The sequence below is a fragment of the Sphingomonas sp. genome (assembly GCF_036402235.1).
Classification (GTDB): Bacteria; Pseudomonadota; Alphaproteobacteria; order Sphingomonadales; family Sphingomonadaceae; genus Sphingomonas.
This window is the reverse complement of the sequence record NZ_DASWTG010000068.1, coordinates 1-23,441: the sequence shown is the minus strand read 5'-3', so window position 1 is coordinate 23,441 and position 23,441 is coordinate 1. Positions and strand designations below refer to the sequence as shown.

The window sequence follows — 23,441 nt, the reverse complement described above, 5'->3', positions numbered from 1 at the left end:
GGCTTGGCATGACCGCCGTCCGCATCGCGCCCTCGATCCTGTCCGCCGACTTCGCCAGACTGGGGGAGGAGGTGCGCGCGATCGACGAAGCAGGTGCCGACTGGATCCATATCGACGTGATGGACGGGCATTTCGTGCCCAACATCACGATCGGCCCGGCGGTGATCAAGGCGCTTCGCCCGCATAGTGCCAAGCCGTTCGACGTCCATCTGATGATCGCGCCGGTCGATCCGATGCTCCAGGCGTTCGCCGACGCCGGCGCCGATTGCCTGTCGGTGCACCCGGAGAGCGGGCCGCATCTCCACCGCACGCTCCAGACGATCAAGGGCCTCGGCAAGCGCGCCGGGGTGGTGCTCAATCCCGCCACGCCGGTCGACACGGTCGATCATGTCATGGATCTGGTCGACCTGATCCTGGTGATGAGCGTCAATCCCGGTTTCGGCGGGCAGAAGTTCATCGAGAGCCAGCTTGCCAAGATCTCGGCATTGCGCGCCAGGATCGATGCCAGCGGCCGCCACATCGACCTCGAGGTCGATGGCGGGGTCGATCAGGGCAATGCGGCGCGCGTCATCGCCGCCGGCGCGGACGTGCTGGTCGCCGGCACCGCGGCGTTCAAGGGCGGCCCGGCGGCCTATGCCGACAATATCCGGGCACTGCGCGCGGGGTGAAGGCGCCCGACGACGATCGCGCCGCCGAAGCGCCTGACGCCGGCGAAGTCGAGCAGGGACGGCGGCTGATCCGGATCGGCGGCGACCGCGGCCTCTCGCTCGCCGACCGGCTGTCCGAGCATTTCCACCGCCTCACCTGGCGCACCCCGCTCTACGGGCTGCGGCTCAAGGGACGCTATCCGCTCAAGCTGATCGCGGTCGCCGACGATCCCTTTCTCGGCGATCCGGCGCGCGGCAACGCGCTGCTCGACGGCAGGCTCTCGTTCCGCGGCGAGAACCACGCCTTGGCCGCGCTCGATCCGGCCAGGCCCGCATGGTCCAGGCCGTTCGGCGACTATTTCCACAGCTTCGCCTGGCTGCGCGACCTCTCGACCGTCACCACCCGCGCCGGGGCTGCGCCGGTTGCCGAGGCGCTGATGCGCAAATGGCTGGACGTGCATGCCGACAAGGTCACCGATCCGGCATGGCGCGCGGACCTGTGGGGCCGCCGGATCCTGTTCTGGACCGCGCATGCGCCGCTGATCCTCTCCAGCACCGACCTCGTCTATCGCTCGAAGGTGCTGCATACGCTGGCGCGCGGCGCGCGGCATCTCGATCGCAATGCCGATCGCGTTGCCCCCGGCGCGCCGCGCATCGCCGCGTGGTGCGGGGTGCTCGCAGCCGGGCTGATGATCCCCGGCGGCGATCCGCGCCGCGCCTTTGGCGAGGCCGGCCTTGCCCGCGCGCTCGCGATTTCGACGAGCGAGGATGGCGGGATCAGCGGCCGTTCGCCGGCGGCGCTGCTCGATGCGATCATGCTGCTCACGCTGCTGCGCGAGACCTATGCCGCACGCCGGCTCGATCCGCCCGAGGTGCAGAGCCGTGCGCTCACCCGGATGGTCTCGGCGCTGCTCGGCGTGTGCCATGGCGATCGCGGGCTCGCGAGCTGGCAGGGCGGCGTGCCGGTCGATGGGGATACGCTGGGCGAGATCGTCGCCGCGACCGGCGCGCGGGTCCGCCCGCTGCGCCAGGCGCTGGAATGGGGTTATCAGCGCCTCGCCCAGCAGCGCACCGTCGTGATCATGGACGCGGCGCCCCCGCCGATCGCGCGGGTGATGGAGGGCGGCTGCGCCTCGACGCTCGCCTTCGAGTTCTCCGACGGTCCCGACCGGATCGTGGTCAGCTGCGGGGGCGCGCGCGGCGCGGACCTGCGCCTGCCCGCCAACCTCGCCGAGGGGCTTCGCACCACCGCTGCCCATTCGACGCTGGTGGTGGACAACAGCAATTCGACCGCGATCCATCCCGACGGCACGCTCGGCCGCGGGGTCGGCGAAATGGAGCTGAGCCGGCAGGAGACCGACACCGCCAGCCGGATCGAGGCCAGCCATGACGGCTATGTCCGCCGCCACGGCGTGGTCCATCGCCGCCGCATCGCGCTCGGTGCCGATGGGCGCGACGTGCGCGGCGAGGACAGCCTGACCCCGGCCGGGCGGCGCAAGAAGGCCGGGGCGATCCCCTTCGCCGTCCGCTTCCACCTGCATCCGGGCGTACAGGTCTCGCCGACCGCCGATGGTGCGGGCGCACTGTTGCGCACGCCTTCGGGCGCGGCCTGGCAATTCCGCGCCAATGGTGCCGCGCTCGGGATCGAGGAGAGCGTGTGGGTCGACGGCCGCGGGATTCCGCGGGAAACCCAGCAGCTTGTGCTCACCGGCGAGTCGCCCGCGGGCGGCACCAGCGTCTCCTGGCTCTTCCACAGGGCGCGTTAGCTTGGCGGCCCAGCGAGGCTGAACCGGCGGCATCGGGCGGGCCGGTGCCGCAACTCGGGGCTTGCAGCGCAAGCTCCGCACACTAAAGCCCCGCCCATGACCAGCATCCCCATCCGCCGCGCCCTCCTCTCGGTCTCCGACAAGACCGGCATCGTCGAACTCGGGACCGCGCTCGCCGCCAGGGGAGTCGAGCTGGTCTCCACCGGGGGCACCGCCAGGGCGCTGCGCGACGCGGGGCTGGAGGTGCGCGACATTTCCGACCTCACCGGCTTTCCCGAGATGATGGACGGCCGCGTCAAGACGCTGCATCCCGTGGTGCATGGCGGCCTGCTCGCGGTGCGCGACGATGCCGGGCACATGGCCTCGGCTGGTGAACATGCGATCGGCATGATCGATCTGGTGGTCGTCAATCTCTATCCCTTCGCCCAGACCGTGGCGAAGGGCGCGAGCCGCGAAGAGATCATCGAGAATATCGATATCGGCGGCCCGTCGATGGTGCGCTCGGCCGCCAAGAACCACGCCTATGTCGCGATCGTCACCGATCCGGCCGACTATGACGTGGTCGCCAAAGGGGAGACCAGCCTCGAGGACCGCCGCCGCTTTGCCGCCAAGGCTTATGCGCTGACCGCGCAATATGACGCTGCCATCGCTAACTGGTTCGCTTTCGCCGACCAGGGCGAGCGCTTCCCGGCGACCCTCCCGCTCGTCTTCAAGCGCGGCGAGGCGCTGCGCTATGGCGAGAACCCGCACCAGTCGGCTGCGCTCTACCTTCCCGCCGGCCCTGCCGCTTCGGGCATCGCGCAGGCCGAGCAGCTCCAGGGCAAGGAGCTGAGCTACAACAATTACAACGACGCCGATGCCGCGCTCGAGCTGGTCAGCGAATTCCGCGACGGCCCGCCGACCGTGGTGATCGTCAAGCACGCCAATCCCTGTGGCGTCGCCACTGCGGATACGCTGGTAGAGGCGTACAAGGCCGCGCTCGCCTGCGATTCGGTATCGGCGTTCGGCGGGATCATCGCGCTCAACCGCCCGCTCGATGCCGAGACGGCGAAGGCGATCACCGAGATCTTCACCGAGGTCGTGGTCGCGCCGGGCGCGAGCGACGAGGCGAAGGCGATCTTCGCGGCCAAGAAGAATCTGCGCCTGCTGATCTGCGATGCGCTGCCCGATCCCGCGCGACCCGGACTGATGCTCAAGACGATCGCGGGCGGCGCGCTGGTCCAGTCGCGCGACGGGGGCCAGCTCGGCGAGCTCAAGGTGGTGACGAAGCGCGCGCCGACGGCGCAGGAACTGGCCGATTGCCGCTTCGCCTGGACCGTCGCCAAGCACGTCAAGTCGAACGCGATCGTCTATGCCAAAGGCGGCAGCACGGCGGGCATCGGCGCGGGGCAGATGAACCGGCTCGAATCCGCGCGCATCGCCGCATGGAAGGCGAAGGACGCGGCCGACAAGGCCGGCTGGTCACAGCCGCGCACGATCGGCTCGGCGGTCGCCTCCGACGCCTTCTTCCCCTTTGCCGACGGCCTGCTCGCAGCGGTCGAGGCCGGCGCCACGGCGGTGATCCAGCCCGGCGGCTCGATCCGCGACGACGAGGTGATCGCCGCTGCAGACGAAGCCGGCCTGGCGATGGTGTTCACCGGAATGCGGCATTTCCGGCACTGACTTGCCATCGTCACCCCAGCGACCGGAAGAGCGGCGTAAGCCAGCGTTGGGGCCTCGCGCCGCATGCAATGCGCCCGCGGACGAAGGCCCCGGCTTTTGCTGGCGTGACGGTCAGCTTTCCTTGGGCAGCTTCTTGAACAGCTTGCGGTCTTCCTCGCCGAACGCCCATTTCCCGATCACGGCGAAATAGACGGCGAAGATCGCCGGGATGCCGATCGACAGCTCGACCCATTCGAGGTGGTGGGGAAGCGAGGTGAACCCCCAGCCGACCAGCCCGCCCGCAGCGACCGCGGCGACGAAGCCGGGACGCAGGCTGAACACCGATGCCCTGGTCATGCGCGACAGCATCCAGCATTTGATGGTCGAGCCGAGCGCCAGCGTGACGGCGAGCGCCACTGCTGGCCCGGCCGCCTGATGGTTCACGTCCCAGCCTAGGTCGCGCATGATGAAGACCAGCGCGAAGCTCAGCGCCGCCTGGAAACCGAGCAGCAGCATCGAAACCATCAGATTGCGGTGCCGCGCCATGTAGACGAGGCCCGCTTCGGCGACTGCGCCCGGCGAAGCGAACATTTCGGCGGCGAGCAGGAAGCACAGCGCGCCGGCACCGGCGACGAATTGCGGGCCGACCACGCCCATCACGCCCTCCGCCGGTATCCCGCCCATCAGCAGCAGCGCGGCCTGCGCGGTGATGATCCAGAAGGCGACCTGCTTGACCTGATGCGCGATCGCGGCGCGATTCCCGGCCGCCAGGTTGCGCGCGATCACCGGCCCCAGGATCGGGTCGAAGCTGGTCTTGAGCTTCTGCGGGATCGAGGCGACCTGCTGCGCCATATAGTAGATGCCGACGATCGCCGGCGGGAACAGCAGGCCGAGGATGAAGCGGTCGATGTTCCTCGTGCCCCATTCGATCGCGTCCGCCCCCGCCAGCGGCACGTTGCGCCGCGCGAGCTGAAGCAATGGCGTCACATGCGGCGACCAGCCGTGCGGCAGGCCATAGCTGCGGATGAAGGGGATCAGGCTGGCGATCAATGCGGCCGCCATCGACAGGACATAGGCGATGATCAGGCCGTCGCGCGGCGAGGCGTAGTAGAGCGCCCAGGCGGCGATGCTGATCGTCCACGGCTCGACGATCGCGCGCGCGGTCACCGCCGCCTTCACGTTGCCGCGATAGGCGAGCGCCGCGAGGCTGACATCGGACCAGGCGATCGCGAAGACGATCACCGGCAGCAGCCCCTCGAGCCCCGTCACCCGGCTGTTGGCGTACATGATCTGCGGGAAGGTGAAGAGCACCGCGCTGGTGATCATCGATACCACCAGCGCGACGACCATCCCGTCCCACACGACATGGCTGTGCGGACGGTCGGTCGAAGCCAGCGCCTGCGCCAGCCCGCGCTTGAGGCCGAGCGTCGCGAGCAGCGCCGCCAGCTCGACCACCACGACCGCGAGCGCGAAGCGCCCGACGATCTCCGGGCCGTACAGGCGGCCGGCGATGAACAGGAAGGGCAGCCGCGCGGCGAGCCGCAGGACGAACCCGAGGATGTTGGTGCGCCCGCCCTTGGCGAGCGCGGCGATGTCGTCGGAAGTCGCAGGGCGCGCGTCGGAGGTCACGCGCATGCTCCGTTCGAGCGCGCAACGCCGCGTCGCGAAGTTTCTCCTCTCCCCATGCTGCTACCGGTTTCGCCCGAAACGAACGGAATTTCCACCGTCAATGCGCCGCGCCCCAGCTCGGACCCGTGCCGATCTCGACACCCAGCGGCACGGTCAGCTTGACCGCCGGCTCGGCTGCGGTCTCCATCACGTGCCGGATCACCGAGGTCGCCGCGTCCACGTCGCCCGCGGGCAGCTCGAACACCAATTCGTCATGCACCTGCATCAGCATCCGGACGTCGTGCAGCCCCGCTTCCCGCAGCGCCGGCCCCATCCGCGCCATCGCGCGCTTGATGATGTCGGCGCTGGTGCCCTGGATCGGCGCGTTGATCGCGGCGCGCTCGCTGCCCGCGCGCTCATGCTGGGTCGCGGACTTGAGGCGCGGGAAGTGCGTCTTCCGGCCGAACAAGGTCTCGGTATAGCCGCGCGCCTTGGCGTCGTTGAGCGTGTCGGCGATGTAGCGGCTGATCCCGGGGAAGCGCTCGAAATAGCGGTCGATCATCGCCTGCGCCTCGTCCGGCGTCACGTCGAGCCGGCCCGCCAGGCCCCAGCGCGAGATGCCGTAGAGGATCGCGAAGTTGATCGTCTTGGCACGGCCGCGCGTGTCGCGGTTGACCTCGCCGAACAGCTCGGTCGCGGTCATGTTGTGGATGTCGTCGCCGCGCTCGAACGCCTCGCGCAGCTGCGGCACGTCGGCGATGTGCGCGGCGAGGCGCAGCTCGATCTGCGAATAGTCGGCGGAGAGGATGACGTTGCCCGGCTCGGCGACGAAGGCATCACGGATCTGCCGCCCGACCTCGGTGCGCACCGGGATGTTCTGGAGATTGGGATCGGTCGAGGAGAGGCGCCCGGTCTGCGCGCCGGTCAGCGAATAGCTGGTGTGCACGCGGCCCGTCGCCGGGTTGATCTGCGCCTGCAGCGCGTCGGTATAGGTGGATTTGAGCTTGGTCAGCTGGCGCCAGTCGAGCACCTTCACCACCATCTCCCGCCCCGGGGAGTCCTTGTCCGCGGCGATCCGCTCGAGCTCGTTGACGTCGGTCGAATAGACCCCCGACTTGCCCTTGCGTCCGCCCTTGATCCCCATCTTGTCGAACAGCACGTCGCCCAGCTGCTTGGGGCTGCCGATGGTGAACTTGAACCCGGCGATGCCGTGGATCTCCTCCTCGAGGCTCGCGATCTGCTTCGAGAAGTCGTCGGAGAGCCTGGCCAGCACGCCGGCATCGACCTTGACCCCGGCGATCTCCATGTCGGCGATCACCCGGGCGAGCGGCCGGTCGACCATTTCATAGACGCGCGTCGCGCCCTCGAACGGCAGGCGCGGCTTGAGGCGGCGCCACAGCCGCAGCGTGACGTCGGCATCTTCGGCGGCATAGCGGGTGGCGGCTTTCAGATCGACTTCCTGGAAGCCCAGCTGCTTCTTCCCCGTGCCGACCACGTCCTTGTACGCGATGCAGCTGTGCGACAGGTGCGTCGCGGCCAGCTCGTCCATGCCATGCCCGTGCAGGCCCGCATCGAGGTCGAAGCTCATCACGATCGTGTCGTCATAGGGCGCGACGTCGATCCCTGCGCGCGACAGCACGATCAGGTCGTATTTGATGTTGTGCCCGATCTTGAGCACCGCCGGGTCCTCGAGCAGCGGCTTCAATTTGGCGATCACTTGGCCGCGATCGAGCTGAACCGGCTTCTCTGCGAACATGTCGGTGCCGCCATGGCCGACGGGGATGTAGCAGGCGAGGTTGGGGTGAAGCGCCATGCTCACGCCGACCAGCTCGGCGCGGGTGGCGTCGACTCCGGTCGTCTCGGTGTCGATCGCGACCCAGCCCTGATGCCTGGCGGCGATGATCCAGCGGTCGAGCGCCGCTTCGTCGACCACGGTCTCGTAATTGTCGTGATCGCACGGCGGATCGTCGGGCAGCGGCACCGGCTCGGGACTCTCGACCGGCGCGTCGGCGACGCTGGTGCCGGCATTGCCGAGCCGCGACAGCAGCGTCTTGAATCCGTGATGCTCGAGGAATGCGCGCAGCGGCGCGTCGGGGATGCCCTTGAGTTCCAGCTCCTCGAGCGGGTCGGGCAGCGGCACGTCGCACGACAGCTCGACCAGCTTGCGCGACAGGCGCGCCATGTCGGCATATTCGATCAGATTGTCGCGCATCTTGGATGGCTTCATCGACGGTGCGGCTTCCAGCACCCCCTCGACCGTGCCGAATTCCTGGATCAGCTTGGCCGCGGTCTTGGGGCCGATGCCCTTGACCCCGGGGACGTTGTCGACGCTGTCGCCCATCAGCGCCAGCACCTCGCCGAGCTTGTCGGGATAGACGCCGAACTTCTCGAACGTCGCCTCCGGCCCCAGCCGGCGGTTGTTCATCGTGTCGAGCATATCGACCGAGGGATCGGTCATCAGCTGCATCAGGTCCTTGTCGGAGCTGACGATGGTAACCTGCCAGCCCTGTGCCAGCGCCGCCTTGGTATAGCTTGCGATCAGGTCGTCGGCTTCCCAGCCCAGCTCCTCGATGCACGGCAGGCTGAAGGCGCGCGTCGCGTCGCGGATCATCGGGAACTGGGGGATGAGATCCTCGGGCGCGGGCGGGCGGTGCGCCTTGTACTGGTCGTACAGCTCGTTGCGGAAGGTATGCTCGCTCTTGTCGAGGATCACCGCCATGTGCGTCGGCCCATCGGCCTTGTTGAGCTCGTCGGCGAGCTTCCACAGCATCGTCGTATAGCCATAGACCGCGCCGACCGGCTCGCCATGCTTGTTGGTGAGCGGCGGCAGCCGGTGATAGGCGCGGAAGATGTAGCCGGAGCCGTCGACGAGATAGAGATGGGGCATGGGCGACGGGATAGCCCATGCCGGCGGGTGGACAAACTGTTTTGCGGTGCGGTGGCGATATGCGGACCAGGCTCGACCTGCGGGAGTCAAAAATCCTCCCCCGCCAGGGGGAGGTGGCGCGCGAAGCGCGACGGAGGGGGAGGACACGAGCCGCCGATGTTTCGCCGCCCGCCCCCTCCGTCAGCTTCGCTGACACCTCCCCCTAGCGGGGGAGGATTGAAAATCCAATTGCCCCTGGACCCTATTTCGCGTCGTGGAAGATGATGCCGAGCGTGTGCCGCTGCCCGCGCCGGATCGTGCTGACGCCATGCCGCATCGTCACGCGATAGTCGCCGCGGCTGCCGCGCACCGGCCGCTGGTTGACCGCGAACACCACCGCGTCGCCCTGAGCCAGCGGCACCACCGCCGCGCGCGACTGCATCCGCGGGCGCTGCTCGGTCAGCACCAGCTCCCCGCCCTCGAACTCCTCGTCCGGCGCCGAGAGCAGCACTGCGACCTGGAGCGGGAAGACATGCTCGCCATACAGGTCCTGATGCAGGCAGTTATAGTCGCCGGGGCCGTAGCGCAGCAGCAGCGGCGTCGGGCGCGTCTGGCCACCGGCATGGCATTCGGCCAGGAACGCGTCATGCGCCGCGGGGAAGCGGCGATCCAATCCCATCCGCGCCTGCCAGCGGTTCGCGATCCCCGCGAGATGCGGATAGAGCGCGCTCCGCAGCGCCGACACCAGCGGCGGCAGCGGATAGGCGAAGTAGCGATACTCGCCCCGCCCGAAGCCGTGCCGCGCCATCGTCACCGTGCTGCGGAACGGCGCATCCGCGTCATAGAGTGCGGCGAGAGTCGCGCAGGTGCCGGGCGCGAGCAGGCCGGGCAGCACGGCCCAGCCTTCGCGGTCGAGCGCGGCTTCGATGGCGATCCAGTCGTGGCGGGCGGGGGTGCAGGTCATGCCCGGCGCCTAGCGGGCGGCAGCGCTTCAGGCTTCCCGGTGCTTGCGCTCGAATTCAGCGGTGGTTGGCGACGATCGCGGCGACCACGCCCTGCATCAGCTCCTGGCGCTCCTTGATCGGGCGCGGCGTGTCGCCGATCATCACCGCGATCGAATAGGCCTTGCCGTCCGGCGCGGTGAGGATGCCGACATCGTTATAGCCCGCCGTGCGCCCGCCCAGATCCTGTCCGGTGCCGGTCTTGTGCCCGAAGCTCCAGCCCGGCGGCACTGCGCCGCGCAGCCGGTATTTCCCGGTGCGCGAGGCTTCCATCACGGTCATCAGCCAGCGGGTGGAGGAAGGCGAGAGGATCTCGCCGGCCTTGAGCCGCGCCAGCGCCAGCGCGATCGCCGCCGGGGCGGCGCCATCGACCGGATCGGCGACATAGGCGTTGAACGCCGCGCGCCGCACGGCCGGCGACAGCGCGGCGCGCGCCTGCTGGAAGGCGCGGCCCATCGAATATTCGGGCTTCCAGGCAAGGCCGGCAGTCCCCGCCTGCAGCAACCGCTCGCCCGGGCCGAAGCGGATATCGCCCAGCCCCTTGTCACGGATCATGGCCCGCACCGCTTCGGGACCGCCGACCAGGTGAAGCAGCCGGTCGTTGGCGGTGTTGTCGCTCTGCTGCATCGCGCGCAGCAGCAGCTCGCGCACCGTCGTGCGATAGACGCCGTTCTTGGCCACCAAAGCCGCGATCGGCTGGTGGAACACGGTCAAATTCTCGCGCGTCAGGGTCACCGGATCGTCGAGCGTCAGCTTGCCGCGATCGCGTGCATCGAGCACCGTCATCGCGACCCACAATTTGCTCACGCTCTGCTGCGGCATCCGGCGCGTGCCGTTGGCGTCGATCTGCCACCCGTCGTCGAGGCTGCGCACCGACACGCCGACCACGCCGCCGAAATTGCGCGTCAGCGCGGCGATATTGCTCTGGAGCGGGGCGGGGGCGGGGGATACCGGGAAAGGCCGTGGCGCAGGCGGCACGCCGATCGTGACGCGATAGCTGGGCGGCACAAGGTTCTGCGGCCCGTCCTGGGAATGCACCGCGGCGCCGACCAGCAATGCAGGCGCAATCCCGCCCAGCATCAACGCCCGTTGAAGACCTGTGAAATCCTGAATTACCAACACGCTACCAACGCCCCTTGCCCAATGTGATCATGTCGCTTCGGGCCGGTCCGGTTCAAGCGCTTTGATGCGAAGCTGCGACGAATGCCGCGAATATGGCGGCAAAGCGTGAACATGACGGTAAGGACTTAGGGAACCAGCACCGTGTCGATCGCTTGCGCCGCGGTTTCGGGATAGTCGAGCGTATAGTGCAATCCGCGGCTTTCATGCCGGTGGAGCGCGGACCGCACGATCAGCTCGGCCGCCTGCAGCAGGTTGCGCAGCTCGATCAGGTCCGGCGTCACGCGGAAATGGCCATAATAGTCGGCGACCTCGTCGTTCAGCATCTTGATGCGGTGCGCGGCGCGCTCGAGCCGCTTGGTCGTGCGCACGATGCCGACATAGTTCCACATGAAGCGGCGGATCTCGGTCCAGTTCTGCTTGATCACCACTTCCTCGTCGGAATCGGTGACGCGGCTCTCGTCCCACGGCCGGATCGCGGGGGGCGGGGGCAGCTTGTCCCAGTTCGCCGCGATATGCTTCGCCGCCGCCTCGCCGAACACGAAACATTCGAGCAGCGAGTTGCTGGCCAGGCGGTTGGCGCCGTGCAGCCCGCTCTCGGTGCATTCGCCCGCGGCATAGAGGCCGGGCAGGTCGGTCCGCCCGTCGAGATCGATGACCACCCCGCCGCAGGTATAATGCTGCGCGGGCACCACCGGGATCGGGCCCTTGGTCATGTCGATGCCGAGGCCGATCAGCTTCTCATGGATGTTGGGGAAATGCCCCTTCACGAACTGCGCGGGCATATGGCTGATGTCGAGATGGACATAGTCGAGGCCGTAGCGCTTGATCTCCGCGTCGATCGCGCGCGCCACCACGTCGCGCGGGGCCAGCTCCATCCGCTCGGCATCGTAATAGGTCATGAAGCGCTTGCCGGTCTGCGGGTTGATCAGCCGCCCGCCCTCGCCGCGCACCGCCTCGGTGATCAGGAAGTTCTTGACCTCGAGATTGTAGAGGCAGGTCGGGTGGAACTGCATCATCTCCATGTTGGAGATGCGGCAGCCCGCGCGCCACGCCATCGCGATGCCGTCGCCTGTCGCGCCCTTGGGCGCGGTGGAGAAGAGATAGGTGCGCCCCGCGCCGCCGGTCGCGAGGATCGTGGCGTTGGCGGTGAACAGCTCGACATGGCCGGTGGCGCGGTTGACGGCATAGACGCCCCACACATTGCCCGCGCCCGAATAGCGTTCCTCGTGCCGGCTGGTGGCAAGGTCGATCGCGACCATGTCCGGCACCAGCGTGATGTTGGGGTTCGCGCGTGCGGCACGGATCAGCGCTTCCTGCACGGCCCAGCCGGTCGCGTCGTCGACATGGACGATGCGGCGCGCGCTGTGCCCGCCCTCGCGGGTCAGGTGCCAGCCGTCGCCATCGCCATCGACGTTGAACGGCACGCCGAGCCGCGCGAGCCGCTCGATCGCAGCAGGCGCGTTCCCGACCACGAACTCCACCGTGGCGCGATCGTTGAGGCCGGCGCCCGCGATCATCGTGTCGGCAATATGCGCCTCGAACGTGTCGCCGGGCTCGAGCACCGCTGCGATGCCGCCCTGGGCCCAGGCGGTCGATCCCTCGTCGAGCGCGCCCTTGGCCAGCACGGTCACCTTGAACCGGTCGGCCAGGTTGATCGCCGCGGTCAGCCCCGCCGCGCCCGAGCCGATGATCAGCACGTCGGATTGCCTGGATTCACTCGCCACTCGTCGCTCCTCTCGCGCGCGGCTCCCGCTATGCGGCAAACGCGCCCGAAATCAAACGCCGCGGTCGCCAAGCTTTTGTCGCCGCGCTAGAAGCCCCGCCATGCGTCGCCTCACGATCCTCCCCGCCTTGTTGCTGGCATTCGCCGCGCTCGTCCCCGCCGCCAGTGCCGCGCCCCGCTGCGCGCTGGGGACGCCGGGCACCACGCAGCGGGTGACGGTCGGTCAGACGGGGCGGACGATGCTGCTCCATGTGCCCGCGGGCGATCGCGCGGGGAAGCCGCTGCCCTTGCTGTTCGCACTGCACGGCAGCGGCGGCGACGGCGCGGCGATCCTCGCCCAGTCGAAGCTGGAGGCGACCAGCGACCGCCACGGCTTCCTGCTCGCCGCGCCCGATGCCGGCATCCCGCTGGAGCGCGGCTTCGTCTGGAACATCCCGGGCGTGCCGACCGTGACCGGCAAGGTGCCGGGTCCGGGCGACGCGGACGACGTCGCCTTCATCCGCGCCGCGATCGACTGGCTGGCCGCGCAGGGCTGCGCCGACCGGTCGCGCGTCTATTCGACCGGCCTGTCGGGCGGCGGGCGGATGACGTCATGGCTGGGTTGCGTCGCCGCGGACAGGTTCGCGGCGATCGCGCCGGTGGTGGGGCTGCGCGCCGGCAATCCGCTCGCCGCCGATCCGCAGCGCCCCGATCCGGCGACTTGCCGCCCCGCCAAGCCGATGCCGGTGATCGCCTTTGCCGGCGACGCGGACGGCACCAACCCGGTCCAGGGCGGCGGCGCGGGCTATTGGCAATATACGATGGATGCCGCGCTGGCGCGCTGGAGCGAGCTTAACGGCTGCCGCGCCGGGCCGCTACGCAGGGATCTTGCCGCCGATCGCTACGAGCAGCTCTATACGCAATGCCGGGTCCGGGCCGAAGTCGCTGGCCACATCACCCGCGGCGCGGGCCATGTCTGGACCGCCGACAATGAGGCGATGTGGCGCTTCCTGTCGCAGCACCGGCGCTAGGCAGCGCACGCCCGGCCGCGCCGGCATCATTTAGCACTTTCCTACAGGCCCCCATCCGGCATATGTGGATGGTCCGGTGCGAGATTCGGGCGCCCTTTCTCCGATCCATCGACACCGTGCGCGGTCAGCCGCGAAGCGCGAAACGGCGCCGATAGTGTCAAGCTAGTGTAAACTTCCGCGTCACGCCGTGTTCGCCGCCCTTGTCAGGCTCAGGAACACGTCCTCCAGGTCCGCCTCGCGGGTCGAGACATCAACGATCCCGAACCCCGCGGCCTGCACCGCGCCCAGCACCTCGCCGGCATTGGTCCGGTCCTTGGCATAGGTGATGACGAGCGTGCGCTCGCCCTTGGCCTCGATCTTCTGGAAGCAGCGATTGTCGGGCACCGCGGCGATGTCGCGATCGACGGTGACCTCGACCGCCTTCTCCTGCGTCTTGCCGACCAGCTCGCGCGTCGGCTCGTTGGCGATCAGCCTGCCATGGTTGATGATCGCGATCCGGTCGCACAGCTCCTCGGCTTCCTCGAGATAGTGGGTGGTCAGCACCACCGTCACGCCGCGCTCGTTGAGCATGCGGACATAGGCCCAGAGCTGCTGGCGAAGCTCGATGTCGACGCCAGCGGTCGGCTCGTCGAGTACCAGCACCGGCGGCGAATGGACCATCGCCTTGGCGACCATCAGCCGCCGCTTCATGCCCCCCGACAGGGTGCGCGAATAGGCGTGCGCCTTGTCCTCCAGATGCACCGCGCGCAGCAGCTCGAGCGATCGGCGCTCGGCCTTGGGCACGCCGTACAGGCCGGCCTGGATCTCAAGCGTCTCGACCGGGGTGAAGAAGGGGTCGAACAATATCTCCTGATTGACGATGCCGATCGCGCGCTTGGCGTTGCGCGGATGCTGGTCGATGTCGAATCCCCAGACGCTCGCGCGCCCGCCGGTCTTGTTGACCAGGCCGGCGAGGATGTTGATCAGCGTCGACTTGCCCGCGCCGTTCGGCCCGAGCAGCCCGAAGATCTGCCCGCGCGGCACGCTGAAGCTGACGTCGTCCAGCGCCTGCTTGCCGCCTTGGTAGACCTTGGAAAGGCCCTCGATCTCGATCGCCGCGTCGCTCATGCGCGCTGATCTGGAACCGTGGTCGCGGCTTGGCAAGTGAAACGATTGCCGCGCTTGCGCGTCTTTGCTAACCGCACGCCCATGATCGCCCCTCCGGAAGTCACCCGCGTCACCCATCGCCGCGTCGCCTGCGACGGCGCGCATGCTGGCATCCCGGCCGCGCTCGGCCATCCGCGCGTGTTCCTCGAGATCGACGAGCATGGCTATGTCGATTGCGGCTATTGCGACCGCCGCTTCGTGCTGGCGGGCGGCCCCGCCGATGGCGCGGACCAGAGCGAATTGCCGGACCACCCGGCTGGCGCGAGCGTCTGAGGCCACTATATCGGATCGCATGTACAGCGATCCCCGTGGCTTCCTCTATCGTGACGGCTTCGATGCCGACGCCGCCCAGCGCCTGACCGCAAGCATTCTCGGCAAGGCCGAGGATGGCGAGCTCTACCTGCAATATCGCAAGTCCGAGGCGTTCGGGTTCGACGACGGGCGATTGAAGACCGCGTCGTACAACACCGATTCGGGCTTCGGCCTGCGCGCGGTGAGCGGCGAGACCACCGCCTTCGCCCATGCCAACGAGATCAGCGAAGCGGCGATCCGCCGCGCGGGCGAGACGATGGCGCTGATTGACCCCGCCGCAGGGCTGAAGGCCGGCCCGCCCGCCCGCACCAACCGGCACCTTTACACCGACGCCGATCCGCTCGATCTGGTTCCGTTCGCGGACAAGGTGAACCTCTGCCAGGCGATCGACGCCGCCGCCCGCGCGCGTGATCCGCGCGTGGTGCAGGTCTCGGCGAGTCTGCTGGGATCGTGGAGCGTGGTCGAGATCGTCCGCCCCGACGGCTTCGTCGCCACCGATGTGCGCCCGCTGGTGCGGCTCAACGTCTCGATCGTGGTCGAGGCGAATGGGCGGCGCGAGACCGGCAGCTTCGGCACCGGCGGCCGCGCGCTCTACGACCGGCTGTTCGAGCCGGCGACCTGGAATCGCGCGATCGACGAGGCGCTCAAACAGGCGCTGGTCAATCTCGAAGCGGTCGATGCCCCGGCCGGCGAGATGACCGTGCTGCTCGGCCCGGGCTGGCCCGGCGTGCTGCTGCACGAAGCGGTCGGTCACGGCCTCGAAGGCGACTTCAACCGCAAGGGCACCAGCGCCTTTTCCGGCCGGATCGGCGAGCGCGTCGCGGCGCCGGGGGTCACCGTGGTCGACGACGGCTCGATCCTCGACCGGCGCGGCTCGCTGTCGATCGACGACGAGGGCACGCCGACGCGCGAGACCGTGCTGATCGAGGATGGCATCCTCAAGGGCTATATGCAGGACCGGCTCAACGCGCGGCTGATGGGGGTCGAGCCGACCGGCAACGGCCGCCGCGAGAGCTTCCAGCACGCGCCGATGCCGCGCATGACCAACACCTTCATGAAGGGCGGCAAGGATGATCCCGCCGAACTGCTCAGTCGCGTCAAGAAAGGTATCTTCGCCAAGAGCTTCGGCGGCGGCCAGGTCGATATCGTATCCGGAAAATTCGTCTTCTCCTGCACCGAGGCCTACCGGATCGAGGACGGCAAGCTCGGCGCGCCGATCAAGGGCGCGACATTGATCGGCGATGGGCCGACCTGCCTCACCAAGGTGACCGGGATCGGCAACGATTTCGCCCTGGACGAAGGCATCGGCATGTGCGGCAAGGGCGGGCAGAGCGTGCCCGCGGGCGTCGGCCAGCCGACCCTGCTGGTCGAGGGGCTGACGGTGGGCGGCACCGCGGCGTGACGCTGCCTGGCGCCGATATCGACGCCTATTTTGCGCGAATCGGCTGGTCCGGACCGGTGGCGCCGGACCGTGCGACGTTGAACGCCATCGCCGCGCATCATCCGGCGGCGATCCCGTTCGAGAATCTCGACCCCTATCTCGATCGCCCCGTCGATCTCACGCCAGAAGCGCTGGTCGCGAAGTTGGTTCGCGGCGGGCGCGGCGGCTATTGCTTCGAGCAGAACGGGCTGCTGCGGCTGGTGCTCGAGGAGATTGGGTTCGCGGTAACGCCGCTGTCGGGGCGGGTGGTGTGGAACCTGGACCCCGAGACGGTCACCGCACGCACGCACATGGTGCTGCGCGTCGATCTGGCCGAAGGGCCGGTGCTGATCGATAGCGGCTTCGGCAGCGCGGTGCCGACCGCCGCGCTCGATCTGATCCCGGATATCGAGCAGGCCACGCCGCACGAGCCCTTCCGTTTCGTCCGCCGGGGTGAGGAATGGCGCGCGCAGATCCGCATTGGTGAAGACTGGCGCACCACCTATCGGCTGGACCAGACGCCCCAGCATGAGATCGATTACGCTGTAGCCAACTGGTACACCTCGACTCACCCCAGCTCGCATTTCCGCCACGGACTGACGCTGGCACGCGCGCTGCCGGGGCGGCGCATCAGCCTGCGCGGCGCCGAGTTTGCGACCCATTCGTCCGACGGCACGACCGAGCGCCGCAGCCTGACGGATTCCGAGCAAATCGTCTCGATCATCGAGCGCGAGTTCGGCATCCGCGTCCCGGACCGCCCGGCGTTGCTGGCGCGGCTCGGCCAGGCTGCCGCCTGAATGGCGCTGGTCGAGCTCGGCCGCTACCCGCCGCCCGAGGCGCATATCATCATCGGCCTGCTCGGAGCCGAAGGCATACCCGCAATCGCCTTCGATGCCGGATCGAGCATCGTGGAGGGCAGCATCGCTGCGCTGATCCCCGTGCGGGTAATGGTCGATGAGGACGATCTGCTTATTGCGCAGGCAGCGATGGGCGCAGCCTAAAAATTAGGCAATCCTTCGCGGCTGCACAATTTTTACCTTTGGGTAACCCCGGGCCGCCGCCAACTGCGCCGGATTCCTCCCGATTCCGACTCTGGCACGCCCTTTGCTGATGGCCTTCCGGTCAACTGCGAAAGGGGGCGGAATGAAACTCGTCATCGCCATCATCAAGCCGTTCAAGCTCGATGACGTCCGCGAAGCGCTCACCGAGCTGGGCGTTGCGGGCATGACCGTGACCGAGGTGAAGGGGTTTGGCCGCCAGAAGGGCCAGACCGAGATTTACCGCGGCGCGGAATACAGCACCAACATGGTGCCCAAGATCAAGATCGAGGTGGTCTGCGCTAGCGATCTCGCCGGCCGCGTGGTCGAGGCCATCCAGGCCGCTGCCAACACCGGCGCGATCGGCGACGGCAAGATCTTCGTGCTCGACGTCGGCCAGGCGGTGCGCATCCGCACCGGCGAGACCGATCAGACCGCCCTGTGATGTCAGGAGCTCCGATGAAGGGGGTATCGATGAAGAATGGCTTGAAACTGGCCGCCGGCGTGGGTGCCACGCTGCTCGCGGCTTTGCCCGCCTGGGCACAGGAAGCGGCGGGCAACGTCGCCGAGGCCGCAACCGATGCGGCGCCCACCGCTGCCGCGGCGTTCACGCCCACGGCCGAAATGGTCAACAAGGGCGATGTCGCCTGGATGCTCGTCGCGTCGGCCTTCGTGCTGATGATGTCGGTCCCGGCGCTCGCGCTTTTCTATGGCGGCCTTGTCCGCACCAAGAACATGTTGTCGGTGCTGATGCAGGTGCTGACCATCGTCTGCGTCGCGGCGCTGGTGTGGTTCGCCTGGGGTTATTCGATGGCCTTCACCTCGACCGGAACGCCGTTCCCGAAGCTGTTCGGCGGTCTCGACAAGGCATTCCTCGCCGGTGTCGATCCGACCACCTTCGCAGCGACCTTCTCCAACGGGGTCTATCTGCCCGAATATATCTTCGTGATCTTCCAGATGACCTTCGCCTGCATCACGCCGGCGCTGATCGTCGGCGCTTTTGCGGAGCGCGTGAAGTTCACTCCGCTGATCATCTTCGTGGTCGCGTGGCTGACGCTCGCCTATTTCCCGATCGCGCACATGGTCTGGTACTGGGCTGGCCCGGACTTCCTGCATGCGGCGCCGGACGACAGCGGCCTGCTGTGGGGCTGGGGGGCGCTCGACTTCGCGGGCGGCACCGTGGTCCACATCAACGCGGGCATCGCCGGCCTGATCGGCTGCCTCGTGATCGGCCCGCGCCTTGGCTACAAGAGCGAGCCGATGCCGCCCCACTCGCTGGTCATGACGATGATCGGCGCGTCGCTGCTGTGGATCGGCTGGTTCGGCTTCAACGCCGGCTCGGGCCTCGAGGCCAACGCATTCGGCGCGCTGGCCTTCATCAACACCTTCACCGCCACCGCGGCGGCGGGCGTTGCCTGGGCGGTGATCGAGCAGGTCATCCACAAGAAGCCGTCGCTGCTCGGCGCCGCCTCGGGCGTCGTCGCCGGCCTGGTCGCGATCACCCCGGCGGCGGGCTTCGCCCACCCCGGCACCGCGATCCTGCTCGGCGCGGTTGCATCGGCGATCTGCTTCTTCTTCGTCACCACGGTGAAGAACAAGCTGAAGTATGACGATACGCTCGACGTGTTCGGCATCCACTGCGTGGGCGGCATCGTCGGTGCGATCGGCACCGGCATCGTCGCCGATCCGGCGCTCGGCGGTCAGGGCTGGATCGACTATACCGCGCCCGTCGCCAAAGCCGGCGAATACGACATGGTCGGACAGGTGATCACCCAGCTCTGGGCGGTCGGCACCACCGTGCTGTGGACCGGTGTGGTCAGCCTGGTGCTGTTCCTCGCGCTCAAGCACACGATCGGCCTTCGCCCGAGCAAGGAAGTCGAGACCGAAGGTCTGGACATCAACGAGCACGGCGAACGCGCCTACAACTATTGATGAGATCGGGGCTGCGCTGCGGCGCGGCCCCTCAATTCGTTCCTCCTGCGGACGACTGGGCCGGTGGCAAGACCACCGGCCCTTTTTTGCTCAGAGCAGATCGGCTCGGATGAAATCGGCGCAGCGTTCGCCGATCATGATGCTGGGCGCGTTCGTATTGCCCCCGATCAGCCGCGGCATCACCGACGCGTCGGCGACGTAGAGGCCTTCAACACCGCGTACCCGCAGCTTGGGGTCGCACACCGCCGCGTCGTCCGATCCCATCCGCGCGGTCCCGACGGGATGGTAGATGGTGTCGGCGCGTGCGCGGATCAGCCGTTCGAGCGCTTCATCGTCATTGCGGTCGATCGGGTAGCGGTCGCGCCCGCCGAACGCCGTCAGCGGCTCCGCGTCGAGGATGCGGTACATCGCCCGCACGCCCTTGATCAGCAGGTCGACGTCGCGCTGGTCGGTCAGGAAGCCGGGATCGATCAGCGGCGCCGCGGAGGGATCGGGGGAGCCGAGGCGCACCGTCCCGCGGCTCTCGGGGCGCAGCACGCAAGCATGGCAGCTATAGCCGTGCGCCTTGACCTTGGCCCGCCCGTGATCCTCGACGATCGCGACGAGGAAATGTAGCTGGATGTCGGGCGCGGGAAGGCCGGGATCGGTGCGCAGGAACGCGCCCGCCTCCGCGAAAGGTGACGTCATGGGTCCGCTGCGGGTGCGGAACCAGCGCGCCATCGCGCCAAGCCCTTTGAGCGAACCGATCAGCGATCGGCCGAGGAAGAGGCTGCCCTTGGTCTCGAACGCCGCCACATAGTCGAGATGGTCCTGTAGATTTCCACCCACCTCGCCGCGATCGATGCGTACCGTCAGCCCGTGCTCCTGCAGATGCGCGCCCGGCCCGATGCCCGAAAGCATCAGCAGCTGCGCAGTCCCGAACACCCCACCCGCGAGAATTACCGCGCGGCGCGCGCGGATCACTTTCGACTGGCCGTCGCGCGAATAGGCGACTCCCCAGGCGCGGCCGTCCTCGAACAGAACGCGCTCGACGGCGGTGTCGCACAGGATCTCGAGATTGGCGCGCGGGGTCAGATAGCCGCGGGCCGCGGTCCAGCGCTCCCCGCCCTTCTGCGTCACTTGATAGATGCCGGCGCCTTCCTGACGGACGCCGTTGAAATCGTCGTTGCGCGGGATCTGGAGCGACGCCGCGGCATCGACAAAGGCCTGGCTCCCCGGGTGGACGAAGCTCTGGTCGCTCACCTGCAGCGGGCCATCGCCGCCATGCCACTGGCTCGCGCCGCGCTGGTTTGTCTCGCTGCGCTTGAACACGGGGAGGACGTCGGCCCAGCTCCAGCCGGTGGCACCGAGCGCTTCCCAATTGTCGTAATCCCACGGATGCCCGCGGATGTAGAGCATCGCATTGATCGCGCTCGATCCGCCCAGGCCCTTGCCGCGCGGCTGATAGCCGCGGCGGCCATTGAGGCCGGGCTGGGGCACCGTTTCGTATGACCAGTTGGTCGCGGGCGTCTGCATCGCGATCGCGCCGGGCATCAGCGTGCGGAAACCGGCGTTGCGGCCGCCCGCCTCGAGCACGGCGACTTTGTACTTGTCGTCCTCGCTCAGGCGGCCCGCGGCGGCGCTGCCTCCGGATCCGGCGCCGATGACGACGATGTCGGCTTCTTCCACTGCTCCCCCTGTTTCTGCCGCTTCAGCCAGCGGGCCTTGATGCTCTCGGATGTATCGCGGCTGCCGTCGTGGCTCCACCCCGGCGGGCCGAACATATAGCCGAGCCGTGCCCTCATCCCCGGCGCCGCCCAGACGTCCCTGGCGATGCCCCACCACTCATGGAACGCCGCGCGCAAAATGCTGAAGTCGGGCAGGTTGTGGACGATGCCGTAGCGAGGCCGGTCATCGTCGCGCTCGGGCTCGAACGTCCCGAACATGCGATCCCAGACGATGAACACCCCCGCATAGTTCTTGTCGAGATAGCGCGCGTTGGTCGCGTGATGGACGCGGTGGTGCGAGGGCGTGTTCATCACCGCCTCGAACCAGCGCGGCATCCGCCCGATCACCTCGGTATGGATCCAGAATTGGTAGACCAGGTTCACACCGGCGCAGAAGAACACCATCGCCGGCGGAAAGCCGATCAGGAACAACGGCAGGCGGAAGATGAAGCCGAGGCTGAAGAAGCCGGTCCAAGTCTGCCTGAGCGCGGTCGACAGATTATAGTGCTGGCTCGAATGGTGGATGACATGGCTCGCCCAGAACCACCGCACGCGATGCGCCGAGCGGTGGAAGACGTAATAAGCGAGATCGTCGAGCACGAAGGCGAGCACGAACCAGTACCAGGCATAGGAGATGTCGAAGAGCCGGAACTGATGCACCCAGGTGGCGAGGCCGAATACCATCCCCCCGGCGAGGACTCCCGCGATCGTGCTGCCGAAGCCGAGCATCAGCGAGGTCAACGTGTCGCGCGGGCAATAGCGGCTGCGATCCTTGAGGCGAGCGACCAGCATCTCCGCCAGCACCAGTGCGACGAAGGCGGGAACGGCCAGATCGACGGGATCGGGCAGGTCGGGCATCACTCTCCTTACACGCTTGTAAATAAGCGCGCAGGGCAGGAAAGCGCAATGGGCGATCAGTCGCCCAGAATCTGCGCGAAGACGCGCGCCGCGGCGGCATCGGCGACGGTGATCCGGAACATCTCCTCCGGCGACAGCTGGAGCGTGATCGCGGTCCCGCCCTGGCCGTCGCTCAGCATCGCGACGCGCGCGCCCATGATCCGCCGCGCCCGGTGCCGTGCGCCCATCGGCTCGATCAGCACGAGGTCGCCCGGTCCTCCGGCTGCGGCGCCAAGCTCGCCGCTGGCCGACACCACGCCTGCCTTGCCTTCAAAGCCGCTGCTCAGCGCCTCGGCCAGGGCGATGGCGTCGTCGCCACTTTCGAGCTTCTGCGTGCCGCCAAGCCTGAGCAGCCAGGCAATGCTCGCCAGTGCCAACACCGCCGCGAGCGACCCTGCGGCCAGCCACCAGTTCATGCCTTCCCGGAAAGCTGGTCGAGCAGCGGGCGAAGGCCGTTGAGGTCGTAGCCCGCGCCCGCCGCCGCCTCGATCAGGCCAGCGGGATGCTCACCGCGGCTTGCCTCGGCCAGTGCCCACAGGTTCGCCGAACGCGTGCCCGAGCGGCAATAGGCGAGCACCGGCCCTTCAGCGTCGGCTAGCACCGCGCGCATCGCATCGACCTGCGGGGCCGAGAATCCGGCATGGGTGATCGGGATGGCGTGATAGGCGAGGTTCAGCGTCTCGGCGACGGCACGGATCGCTTCGCCGGCAGGCTGACCGGCCTCCTCATCGTCAGGCCGGTTGTTGACGATGGTGGTGAAGCCGGCGCGCGCGGCCTCGACAATATCGGCGGGGTCGAGTTGCGGGGCGACCGAGACCTGATCGTTGATGCGGCGGATGCTGGCCATGAACTATCTCCTCAGGCCTGCTCGCGTATCACCTGGAGGAAGGCGTCGCCATAGGCATCCAGCTTGCGCTCGCCGATGCCGGAGAAGGTGGCGAGGGTGGCGCGATCCTGCGGGCGGCGCGCGGCCATCTCGCGCAGCACCGAATCGTGGAAGATAACATAGGGCGGCACGCTCGCTGCCTCGGCGAGCTCGCGGCGCTTGGCGCGGAGGGCTTCAAACAGCGGCGCATCCTCGGGTGCGAGCGAAGCGGCGGCGTCGCTGCGGCGCTTGCGGCCGCGCTCCGGCTCGGCGGCGAGCACCACCTCGACCTTGGCCTCGCCGCGCAGGATCGCGCGTGCGTCGCCGGCCAGCGCCAGCCCGCCATGCTCGTTGGCGACCAGCACCCCGCGCGCCTGCAACGCCCGCGCCACCGGCTTGACCAGCGCCATGTCCTCGGCATCGGCGATCCCGAACACCGTGAGCCGGTCGTGGCCCCATTTCTCAATTCGCTCGTCGCGCGCGCCGCTCAGCACCTTCTCCAGATGCCCGACGCCGAAGCGCTGCCCGGTACGATAGACCGCGGAGAGCAGCTTGCGCGCCGTCTCGGTCGCGTCACGCACGCCCGGCGCGTTCAGGCACTTGTCGCAATTGCCGCAAGCCTCGGGCGGGTCCTCACCGAAATGGCGTAGCAGGATCGCCCGACGACAGGTGGCGGCCTCGACGAAAGCAGCCAGCGCATTGAGCCGCTCACGCTCCTGCGGCCGTCTCGCCGCTTCGACCT

Annotated in this window: 21 protein-coding genes; 10 read left to right on the top strand and 11 right to left on the bottom strand. The window is 68.3% G+C overall.

Annotation, left to right across the window (positions count from 1 at the left end; all coding sequences use genetic code 11):
• The first annotated feature begins 8 nt into the window (after positions 1-8).
• The 3 genes from rpe (at position 9) to purH (ending at position 4,075) form a co-directional block, all read left to right on the top strand.
• Positions 9-668 carry a ribulose-phosphate 3-epimerase gene (gene rpe, locus VGD28_RS13935; RefSeq protein WP_331028950.1) on the top strand — a complete coding sequence of 220 codons (660 nt, stop codon included), beginning with the start codon at positions 9-11 and terminating at the stop codon, positions 666-668.
• Positions 665-2,413, top strand: a complete 1,749-nt coding sequence (locus VGD28_RS13930) for a heparinase II/III family protein (protein ID WP_331028949.1) — start codon at positions 665-667, stop codon at positions 2,411-2,413. The genes rpe and VGD28_RS13930 overlap by 4 nt, the downstream gene beginning before the upstream one ends.
• A gap of 96 nt (positions 2,414-2,509) precedes the next feature.
• Positions 2,510-4,075, top strand: a complete 1,566-nt coding sequence (gene purH / locus VGD28_RS13925; protein ID WP_331028948.1) for a bifunctional phosphoribosylaminoimidazolecarboxamide formyltransferase/IMP cyclohydrolase — start codon at positions 2,510-2,512, stop codon at positions 4,073-4,075.
• 111 nt (positions 4,076-4,186) lie between these two features.
• On the opposite strand, the gene VGD28_RS13920 is transcribed toward purH, so the two are convergent.
• The 5 genes from VGD28_RS13920 to nadB form a co-directional block, all read right to left on the bottom strand.
• Complete coding sequence (locus tag VGD28_RS13920) at positions 4,187-5,689, bottom strand: lipopolysaccharide biosynthesis protein (RefSeq protein WP_414714501.1); 1,503 nt, start codon at positions 5,687-5,689, stop codon at positions 4,187-4,189.
• Between the two features lie 91 nt (positions 5,690-5,780).
• A complete protein-coding gene (gene polA, locus VGD28_RS13915; RefSeq protein ID WP_331028946.1) occupies positions 5,781-8,549 on the bottom strand; it encodes a DNA polymerase I in 2,769 nt (922 codons plus the stop codon).
• A 241-nt stretch (positions 8,550-8,790) separates the two neighbouring features.
• The gene (locus tag VGD28_RS13910; RefSeq protein ID WP_331028945.1) at positions 8,791-9,492 is read right to left on the bottom strand and encodes a 2OG-Fe(II) oxygenase; all 702 of its coding nucleotides are present in this window, start codon (positions 9,490-9,492) and stop codon (positions 8,791-8,793) included.
• A 55-nt stretch (positions 9,493-9,547) separates the two neighbouring features.
• Positions 9,548-10,609: a serine hydrolase gene (locus VGD28_RS13905; protein ID WP_331028944.1), complete on the bottom strand. Its 1,062-nt coding sequence runs from the start codon at positions 10,607-10,609 to the stop codon at positions 9,548-9,550.
• Positions 10,610-10,776: 167 nt separating this feature from the next.
• Positions 10,777-12,375, bottom strand: coding sequence for an L-aspartate oxidase (nadB, locus tag VGD28_RS13900; protein ID WP_331028943.1), 1,599 nt, complete (start codon positions 12,373-12,375; stop codon positions 10,777-10,779).
• 100 nt (positions 12,376-12,475) lie between these two features.
• Here nadB and VGD28_RS13895 point away from each other — a divergent pair, with 100 nt between their 5' ends.
• Positions 12,476-13,384 carry an alpha/beta hydrolase family esterase gene (locus VGD28_RS13895; protein ID WP_331028942.1) on the top strand — a complete coding sequence of 303 codons (909 nt, stop codon included), beginning with the start codon at positions 12,476-12,478 and terminating at the stop codon, positions 13,382-13,384.
• Positions 13,385-13,564: 180 nt separating this feature from the next.
• Here the strand turns inward: VGD28_RS13895 and VGD28_RS13890 are convergent, their stop codons facing one another.
• Positions 13,565-14,491 carry an ABC transporter ATP-binding protein gene (locus VGD28_RS13890; RefSeq protein ID WP_331028941.1) on the bottom strand — a complete coding sequence of 309 codons (927 nt, stop codon included), beginning with the start codon at positions 14,489-14,491 and terminating at the stop codon, positions 13,565-13,567.
• Positions 14,492-14,572: 81 nt separating this feature from the next.
• Here VGD28_RS13890 and VGD28_RS13885 point away from each other — a divergent pair, with 81 nt between their 5' ends.
• From VGD28_RS13885 to VGD28_RS13860, 6 genes are all read left to right on the top strand, one after another.
• Complete coding sequence (locus VGD28_RS13885; RefSeq protein ID WP_331028940.1) at positions 14,573-14,803, top strand: zinc-finger domain-containing protein; 231 nt, start codon at positions 14,573-14,575, stop codon at positions 14,801-14,803.
• Positions 14,804-14,822: 19 nt separating this feature from the next.
• Complete coding sequence (tldD, locus tag VGD28_RS13880; RefSeq protein WP_331028939.1) at positions 14,823-16,244, top strand: metalloprotease TldD; 1,422 nt, start codon at positions 14,823-14,825, stop codon at positions 16,242-16,244.
• Entirely contained in the window at positions 16,241-17,059 is an 819-nt protein-coding gene (locus VGD28_RS13875) for an arylamine N-acetyltransferase (protein WP_331028938.1), read from the top strand. Before tldD ends, VGD28_RS13875 begins: the two co-directional genes overlap by 4 nt.
• Positions 17,060-17,263 carry a DUF2007 domain-containing protein gene (locus VGD28_RS13870; protein ID WP_331028937.1) on the top strand — a complete coding sequence of 68 codons (204 nt, stop codon included), beginning with the start codon at positions 17,060-17,062 and terminating at the stop codon, positions 17,261-17,263.
• A 142-nt stretch (positions 17,264-17,405) separates the two neighbouring features.
• The gene (locus VGD28_RS13865) at positions 17,406-17,744 is read left to right on the top strand and encodes a P-II family nitrogen regulator (RefSeq protein WP_066578278.1); all 339 of its coding nucleotides are present in this window, start codon (positions 17,406-17,408) and stop codon (positions 17,742-17,744) included.
• 14 nt (positions 17,745-17,758) lie between these two features.
• Positions 17,759-19,231: an ammonium transporter gene (locus tag VGD28_RS13860; protein ID WP_414714500.1), complete on the top strand. Its 1,473-nt coding sequence runs from the start codon at positions 17,759-17,761 to the stop codon at positions 19,229-19,231.
• A 90-nt stretch (positions 19,232-19,321) separates the two neighbouring features.
• On the opposite strand, the gene VGD28_RS13855 is transcribed toward VGD28_RS13860, so the two are convergent.
• The 5 genes from VGD28_RS13855 to VGD28_RS13835 all read right to left on the bottom strand — a co-directional run.
• Complete coding sequence (locus VGD28_RS13855; protein ID WP_331028936.1) at positions 19,322-20,899, bottom strand: GMC family oxidoreductase; 1,578 nt, start codon at positions 20,897-20,899, stop codon at positions 19,322-19,324.
• Entirely contained in the window at positions 20,833-21,795 is a 963-nt protein-coding gene (locus VGD28_RS13850; RefSeq protein WP_331028935.1) for a sterol desaturase family protein, read from the bottom strand. Before VGD28_RS13850 ends, VGD28_RS13855 begins: the two co-directional genes overlap by 67 nt.
• Positions 21,796-21,851: 56 nt before the next feature.
• On the bottom strand, positions 21,852-22,250 hold the full coding sequence (locus VGD28_RS13845) for a hypothetical protein (RefSeq protein ID WP_331028934.1): 399 nt from the start codon (positions 22,248-22,250) through the stop codon (positions 21,852-21,854).
• Positions 22,247-22,681, bottom strand: a complete 435-nt coding sequence (locus VGD28_RS13840) for a TIGR01244 family sulfur transferase (RefSeq protein ID WP_331028933.1) — start codon at positions 22,679-22,681, stop codon at positions 22,247-22,249. The genes VGD28_RS13845 and VGD28_RS13840 overlap by 4 nt, the downstream gene beginning before the upstream one ends.
• An 11-nt stretch (positions 22,682-22,692) precedes the next feature.
• Positions 22,693-23,441 (bottom strand): RQC domain-containing protein (locus VGD28_RS13835; RefSeq protein ID WP_331028932.1); only part of this gene is annotated, 749 nt, incomplete at its 5' end.